The sequence below is a fragment of the Aeromicrobium sp. Leaf272 genome (assembly GCF_001422865.1).
In the GTDB taxonomy this organism is placed as follows: domain Bacteria; phylum Actinomycetota; class Actinomycetes; order Propionibacteriales; family Nocardioidaceae; genus Aeromicrobium.
Window position 1 is genome coordinate 179,856 of the sequence record NZ_LMMY01000009.1, and the last position, 5,082, is coordinate 184,937.

A 5,082-nucleotide genomic window follows, 5' to 3' on the forward strand; every position below is an offset into this window, starting at 1 on the left:
GGCGGATCGGCGTCACTCCAAGGTGGTCCGCAGACCCGGCCGAGCTACGCCGCCGTCGCGGCGCCGGGAGGGGCGTCGTCGTCCTCGTCGTCGGGCTGGGGCACGTGCAGGGTGCGCTCGAGCAGGAGCGCTGCGACGAGGAGGAGGAGGCCGGAGACGGAGGCGAGGCCCCCCTGCAGCACCCGGTCCTGACCGAACATCGTGTCCCAGTCACGCACGAAGGAGAGAGCGAAGCCGCCGTAGGCGCCCACCGAGAGCGCCCCGACGATGCTGCACGCCTTCGCCATGGCGAGCAGGGTCACGGCGTGCTGGGAGGTCATCCGCTGCTTGCGCTGGTGCAGGCTCTGCCAGGTGCTCCAGGCGACCGCTGCCACGAGGGCCGCCAGCGCCAGGAGCAGCACGGCCACCAGCCAGCCGGGCCGCGGCGGCGACATGCCGAGACGCAACGAGGCGGGCCGGACGACCGATCCCAGCAGCAGCCCTACGGCGACCAGGGCGGCGACGTGGACGGCGGTCGTCCGCCCGGCGTGCATCACAGAAGGATCTCGAGATCCTCTCGCCGGACGACGCCGGACGTGTCGACGTCGCCGACGAGGTCGGCCACGAATCCCTTGCCGGGGATCTCGCCCTCGGGGTCGATCTCGAGCCACGGGACGAGCACGAAGCCACGCTCGTGCGCCCGCGGGTGCGGCAGCGTGAGGGTCTCGTCGTCGGCGATGCGGTCGCCGACGACGACCAGGTCGACGTCGAGGGTGCGCGGGGCGCCGGGCTCCGAGCGCTCGCGTCCGAAGGCGTCCTCGATGGCGTGGGCGCGGTCGAGCAGCGTGTGCACCGTGAGGGTCGTGTCGAGGAGCACGACGGCGTTGAGGAAGGCCCCCGACCCGTCGGGCGTGCCGACCGGCTCGGTCTCGTAGACCGACGACACGGACACGACCTGGACCTCAGGGGTGTCCTCGAGGGCGGAGACCGCGCCCTGGAGACGGTTCAGCCGGTCGCCCAGGTTCGACCCGATCGCGATGACGGCCTGGCGGATGGGACGCATGCCACCCGTCATGGTGTCGGCGTCCAGCACGTACGGCGTGGGCGATTCGGTCACTGGTGGCTCCGCTCTATCGTCACGCTGACGTCGGAGAACGTCACCGCGATGGGCGCTTGGGGCTTGTGCACGGTCACGCTCGCCCATTCCACGGACGGACGTGCCAGGCACCAGTCCACCATACGGAGGGCGAGGGACTCAATCAGGTCCACCGGCTCCCCGGTGACCACGGCCTGGACCATCTCGGCGACCTCGGCGTAGTTGACGGTCGCCGTCAGGTCGTCGCTCGACCCGGCCGGTCCCAGGTCGATGCCGAGGCTCACGTCGACCACGAAGGTCTGGCCGAACCGGCGCTCGTGCTCGAGCACGCCGTGGTGGCCGAAGGCCGTCACGCCGCTCAGGTCGATGCGGTCGAGACCGTCAGGACATGCCATCAGTGCTCCTCCATCAGGGCTGTTCCGTCATGCCGGGCTCCTCGGGAGCCTCGGGGTCGATGTCGAGCACCGGCGAGGCGTGCCGCGACCACAGTCGCCACACGTCGCCGGACCGGACGAGCACCGACGTGCAGATCGCCTTGCCGCCGGAGAACTGCTCCGGTGACTCGGTGCCCTCCCCCGAGAGGATGTTCTCGGTGCACGTGACGAGCGCCAGGTCGGCCTCGGAGCCCAGCGGCCAGGACACCTGGACGTCGGTGAGGAAGAACTGGATGTACTCCACGTTCGCCATGACGAGCGCCCACGAGCGCAGCACCGCGTCGGTGCCCTCGATGGCCTCGGCGCCGGGGTGCACGCACAGGGCGCTGGGCGAGTCCACCCACAGCGAGCTCATGAGGTCGAGGTCGCCGGACTCCACCGCGTCGTAGAACGCGCGGTGACGCGCCAGCACGTCAGCGGCCATGGTCGACACCCCCTGGGACGGACTCCTGCGCGATCCGCGCGACCACCCGCACGGCGTCGGCCGACGCGGCCACCTCGTGCACCCGCACGGCCCACGCCCCGGCCTGCGCGGCCAGCGTGGACAGCGCGACGGTGGCCGCCTCCCGACCCTCGGTGGGCCGCAGCGTGCCGTCGGCGTCGGCGAGGAGCTCGCCGAGGAAGCGCTTGCGGCTGGCCGCCACGAGCATCGGGAGCCCCAGCGCGGTGAAGGCGGAGAGCGCGGCGAGCACGGTCCAGTTCTGGCCACCGGTCTTGGAGAAGCCGAGACCGGGGTCGACCACGAGGCGGGACCGGTCGACTCCCGCGGCCAGGGCCTCCTCGACCCGCTCGGAGAGCTCGGCGACCACGTCGGCGACGACGTCGTCGTAGTGGGTGAGGTCCTGCATCCGGTCGGCGTGGCCGCGCCAGTGCATGAGCACCAGCGGGACGTCGCGCTCGGCGGCGAGCGGCACCATGCGGGCGTCGGCACGGCCGCCGGACACGTCGTTCACGAGCACGGCACCGGCGTCCAGCGCCGCCTCGGCCACGTCGGCGCGCATCGTGTCGACCGAGACGGCCACGCCGTCGGCAGCCAGCTCGCGCACCACGGGCACGACGCGGCGCAGCTCCTCGTCGAGGTCGACGCGCACCGCGCCGGGGCGCGTGGACTCACCACCCACGTCGACGAGGTCGGCGCCGGCCTGGGCGAGCTCACGCCCGTGCCGGACCGCGCTGTCGAGGTCGAACCAGCGTCCGCCGTCGGAGAACGAGTCGGGCGTGACGTTGACGACGCCCATGACCCGGCACCGCCCGATGGGCTCCAGCACCTGTGCGGGTGCGAGCCCCATCAGCAGGCCCCGGTCACCGAGCGCCACCGCTCGTGATGAGCCCCATCGCCTCGGCCCGGGTGGCGGGGTCGCGCAGCTGTCCGCGCACGGCGCTGGTGACCGTCCGGGCGCCGCCCTTGCGGACGCCACGCATGGTCATGCACAGGTGCTCGGCCTCGATCACGACGATCACGCCGCGCGGTTCCAGCACCTCGGTGAGGGCGTCGGCGATCTGGGTGGTGAGCCGCTCCTGCACCTGGGGCCGACGGGCGAAGACATCGACGAGCCGGGCCAGCTTGGACAGGCCGGTGACGAACCCGTCGGATCGCGGGATGTAGCCCACGTGCGCGACCCCGGTGAACGGCACCAGGTGGTGCTCGCACATCGACCACAGCTCGATGTCCTTCACGAGCACCAGCTCGTCGTGACCGACGTCGAACGTGGCCGTGAGGACCTCGCGCGGGTCCTGGTCGAGACCGGCCAGCAGCTCGGCGTACGACCGGGCCACGCGGTCCGGGGTCTCCTTCAGGCCGTCACGGTCGGGGTCCTCCCCGACGGCGATCAGCAGCTCGCGCACCGCCGCTGCGGCGCGCTCGACGTCGACGCTCATGCTGTCCTCGTCCTCACGCCGGCCCGACCGGGCCCTGCGGGGTGGGATCGTCCGGCGGCGGTGCGTCCGGGCCGGTGTCGGGACCGACGACGATGCCCTCGGTCTCGGGCTCCTTGAGCCGTGCCGCCTCCGGCGCCTCGACCGGGGGCTGGTCCGACGGCTGCCGCGTGTCCGAGCCGGTCCACGCCGGACGCACCTCGCGCCGGCGCAGCGGCTCGAAGATGCGGGCGACCTCGCGCTTGTCGAGGGTCTCCCTCTCCATGAGCTCCAGGACGAGGGAGTCGAGCACGTCGCGGTTCTCCGCGAGGATGTCGAACGCCTCCTGGTGGGCGTGGGCGATGAGCGAGGAGACCTCCTCGTCGACCACGGCGGCCACCCGCTCGGAGTAGTCGCGGGTGTGGCCCATGCCCATGCCACCACCGAGGAAGGGCTGGCTGTTGTCGCTGCCCAGCTTGATGGCGCCCACGCGCTCGCTCATGCCGTACTGGGTGACCATGGCCCGGGCCAGGCCCGTGGCCTTCTCGATGTCGTTGCCCGCGCCGGTGGTCGGGTCGTGGAAGACCAGCTCCTCCGCCGCGCGGCCACCGAGCATGTACGCCAGCTTGTCCTGCAGCTCCGCGCGCGTCTGGCTGTACTTGTCCTCGTCGGGCAGGACCATCGTGTAGCCGAGGGCGCGGCCACGGGGCAGGATCGTGATCTTGTGCACCGGGTCGCTCTGCGGGAGCGCCGCGGCCACCAGGGCGTGTCCGCCCTCGTGGTAGGCCGTGACCAGCCGCTCCTTCTCGTTCATCAGGCGCGTGCGCTTCTGCGGACCGGCCATGACGCGGTCGATGGCCTCGTCGAGCGTGGCGTCGGTGATGACCTTGTCGCTGTTGCGCGCCGTGAGCAGGGCGGCCTCGTTGAGCACGTTGGCGAGGTCGGCGCCGCTGAAGCCGGGGGTACGTCGGGCCACGCTCTCGAGGTCGACGTCGGGGCCGATCGGCTTGCCGCGGGCGTGCACCTTGAGGATCGTCTCGCGGCCCTTGAGGTCGGGGGCCTCCACGCCGATCTGGCGGTCGAAGCGGCCGGGACGCAGCAGGGCGGGGTCGAGCACGTCGGGCCGGTTGGTGGCCGCGATCAGGATGACGCCGCCGCGCACGTCGAAGCCGTCCATCTCGACGAGCAGCTGGTTGAGGGTCTGCTCGCGCTCGTCGTGGCCGCCGCCCATGCCGGTGCCGCGGTGGCGGCCGACCGCGTCGATCTCGTCGATGAAGACGATCGCCGGGGCGTTCTCCTTGGCCTGCTCGAACAGGTCGCGCACGCGGCTGGCGCCCACGCCCACGAACATCTCGACGAAGTCGGAGCCGGAGATGGAGTAGAACGGCACGCCGGCCTCGCCGGCCACGGCGCGGGCCAGCAGCGTCTTGCCGGTGCCGGGCGGGCCGTAGAGCAGCACGCCCTTGGGGATCTTGGCGCCGACGGCCTGGAACTTGGCCGGCTCCGACAGGAACTCCTTGATCTCGCCGAGCTCCTCGATGGCCTCGTCGCAGCCCGCGACGTCGGCGAAGGTGGTCTGCGGGGTGTCCTTCGTGATGAGCTTCGCGCGCGACTTGGCGAACTTCATGACGCCACCGCCGCCGCCCTGGAAGCGGGTCATGATGAACAGGAAGAGACCGACCAGGAGCAGGATCGGCAGGATCGAGCTGGCGAGGTAGG

Annotated in this window: 7 protein-coding genes; all 7 read right to left on the reverse strand. The window is 72.0% G+C overall.

Annotated elements, in window-relative coordinates; all coding sequences use genetic code 11:
- Positions 1-44 precede the first annotated feature (44 nt).
- Complete coding sequence (locus ASF38_RS02395; RefSeq protein ID WP_056573403.1) at positions 45-533, reverse strand: DUF3180 family protein; 489 nt, start codon at positions 531-533, stop codon at positions 45-47.
- Positions 533-1,096 (reverse strand): 2-amino-4-hydroxy-6-hydroxymethyldihydropteridine diphosphokinase, encoded by a 564-nt coding sequence (gene folK / locus ASF38_RS02400; protein ID WP_056556076.1) that lies wholly within the window; start codon positions 1,094-1,096, stop codon positions 533-535. Before folK ends, ASF38_RS02395 begins: the two co-directional genes overlap by 1 nt.
- Positions 1,093-1,470, reverse strand: a complete 378-nt coding sequence (folB, locus tag ASF38_RS02405; protein WP_055963858.1) for a dihydroneopterin aldolase — start codon at positions 1,468-1,470, stop codon at positions 1,093-1,095. Before folB ends, folK begins: the two co-directional genes overlap by 4 nt.
- Positions 1,471-1,483: 13 nt before the next feature.
- Positions 1,484-1,933 (reverse strand): nuclear transport factor 2 family protein, encoded by a 450-nt coding sequence (locus ASF38_RS02410; protein WP_056573406.1) that lies wholly within the window; start codon positions 1,931-1,933, stop codon positions 1,484-1,486.
- The gene (gene folP / locus ASF38_RS02415; RefSeq protein ID WP_235493047.1) at positions 1,923-2,798 is read right to left on the reverse strand and encodes a dihydropteroate synthase; all 876 of its coding nucleotides are present in this window, start codon (positions 2,796-2,798) and stop codon (positions 1,923-1,925) included. Before folP ends, ASF38_RS02410 begins: the two co-directional genes overlap by 11 nt.
- Before the next feature lie 13 nt (positions 2,799-2,811).
- The gene (folE, locus tag ASF38_RS02420) at positions 2,812-3,387 is read right to left on the reverse strand and encodes a GTP cyclohydrolase I FolE (protein WP_055963852.1); all 576 of its coding nucleotides are present in this window, start codon (positions 3,385-3,387) and stop codon (positions 2,812-2,814) included.
- Between the two features lie 13 nt (positions 3,388-3,400).
- On the reverse strand, positions 3,401-5,082 hold a 1,682-nt coding region (gene ftsH / locus ASF38_RS02425; RefSeq protein ID WP_369815146.1), incomplete at its 5' end, for an ATP-dependent zinc metalloprotease FtsH.

Coding starts and splice junctions, on each gene's coding strand:
- folB (WP_055963858.1), bottom strand. CDS start 1,470: ATGGCATGTCCTGACGGTCTCGACCGCATCGACCTGAGCGGCGTGACG.
- folP (WP_235493047.1), bottom strand. CDS start 2,798: ATGGGGCTCGCACCCGCACAGGTGCTGGAGCCCATCGGGCGGTGCCGG.
- folE (WP_055963852.1), bottom strand. CDS start 3,387: ATGAGCGTCGACGTCGAGCGCGCCGCAGCGGCGGTGCGCGAGCTGCTG.
- ASF38_RS02395 (WP_056573403.1), bottom strand. CDS start 533: ATGCACGCCGGGCGGACGACCGCCGTCCACGTCGCCGCCCTGGTCGCC.
- ASF38_RS02410 (WP_056573406.1), bottom strand. CDS start 1,933: ATGGCCGCTGACGTGCTGGCGCGTCACCGCGCGTTCTACGACGCGGTG.